The sequence below is a fragment of the Emticicia sp. genome (assembly GCF_049241225.1).
Classification (GTDB): Bacteria; Bacteroidota; Bacteroidia; order Cytophagales; family Spirosomataceae; genus Emticicia.
The window spans coordinates 1-1,650 of record NZ_JBMLRC010000427.1; the positions used below are offsets into that span (position 1 = coordinate 1).

General features: G+C 42.6%; 2 protein-coding genes. Both read right to left on the reverse strand.

The genetic code is table 11. From position 1 onward, the window contains the following. On the reverse strand, nt 1–652 hold a 652-nt coding region (locus tag ACOVO2_RS22120), incomplete at its 3' end, for a twin-arginine translocation signal domain-containing protein (RefSeq protein ID WP_421772057.1). A gap of 138 nt (nt 653–790) precedes the next feature. Beyond that, nucleotides 791–1,650: carbohydrate-binding protein (locus ACOVO2_RS22125; RefSeq protein WP_421772058.1), on the reverse strand; the 860-nt coding region annotated here is incomplete at its 5' end.

Here is a 1,650-nt window from a genome sequence, read left to right on the forward strand (position 1 = left end):
CAAATTTGAGTAAATCAGGGCTAATTTGTGAAGCCATCATGTCGAAAGGACGTTGTCCTTCAATGGTTTCAAACTCGGCCGTGTGATTATGGAAAATAAAAGTAAGTCCTGCTTTCTTGGCAGCTTCGCCCGCTTTTTGAAGAATTTCAAGTGAAAGCTTTATTTCTTCCATTTTGTTTACTGGAATACTGGCACAAACCAAATACTTTGCCCCACCTTCGGCTACTTCATCAACGATTTCTTGGGTATTATTCAATAAATTTTTCATCGGTGGCATGGCTGGACGAGCAGGTGCTGGGGTTCCATCAGCCGATGGGCGTGGAGCTGGACGGTTAAATGGAGCTCCACTTACGTGGTGAGCTTGCCATGACATTCCTAAATCTGATACTAATTTGGCAAATTCTTTTGGTTTCATGCCATAAAAGCCACCTTTCATGCTAAATGCCGATTCGATTTCTTTATAACCGATTCCGGCAATTTGTTTTAAAGTTCCTTCAACGTCTTTGTCGATTACCGACATTGTGGTAAAGAGCTGAACCCCAAAATTTTTTACTTTCTGTGGTTCGCCAAAAGCATCGGCCAAGTTTGGTAACATCAAACCACCAAGTGCTAAAGCTCCTGTATTTTTAAGGAAATCTCTTCTATTTTGCATTTTTGTTAGTAATTAAAGTTTTGTTCGTAATTTCTGGAAGGGTGGGAGGAGGAGGATTGAAAAATAAGAATTGGGTTTTTACACCCAATTCTCGGTACGTCGGTACTCGGTACTCGGTACTATTTATCTTAGGGTTTATTATTCGCTTGCTTTAAACTCAATTGCCGAAACCGCCATTACGATTTGCGTATCTTTTGCTTTATCATTTCTGAAAACCAAATACACATCATGTTGACCAGCATCTTGAGGAACGTTTATTTTTAGTTTACTATTCATGTTTGGGCGAGCTGGTGGTGTGGCGGCAGGCGTCCCTGCGGCAGGCGTCCCTGCGGCAGGCGTTCCAGCGGCTGGCGTTCCAGCGGCAGACGCTGCTGGCTGGGCAGGTGGAGGCCCCATTCGCATTTCTCTTGGCTCGATTTTATCACTTGTACCAATCAAGGTACCTGTTGGAGAATCAAGACGAAGCTCAATAACACCACCTGATGCACCTACACGTGTTTGAGCCTGAGCAGTAATTTCGATTTCGTTAATACCCGTTAAATCTACATTAGTATAACCCAAATAAGACTTATCGCCAACCATCGAGAATGAGCGTCCTGGTGTAATCACTAATTGCGTACCTTTAGATTTGTCGGCCAATTCAGGATTTAATGTTGGATTTTTCAAGACAACAACGTCTTCAGTTGCCAATGATTTCATCACTTTTGTGCCTTTATCTTTGTAAGCCGCACGCAAAATGTATGTGCCGTTAGATTTCTGACCGTCAGGTATTTTTGTTGCATAACTACCTTGCGTCGGCATTGATTTGGCAGTTTTTGGCTCGTTGATATTCAAGATATAGTCAACCATGATGTTGGCTTCGGCCATTGAAATTTGTGGGTGAGCTGCCATTACGTGGTCGCCCCATACACCACCACCACCGTTGATAATTTTCTTAGAAAGATACTCAACTGCTTTGCTATCACCTTTGTATTTGTTGGCTACATCTTTTAAGCTAG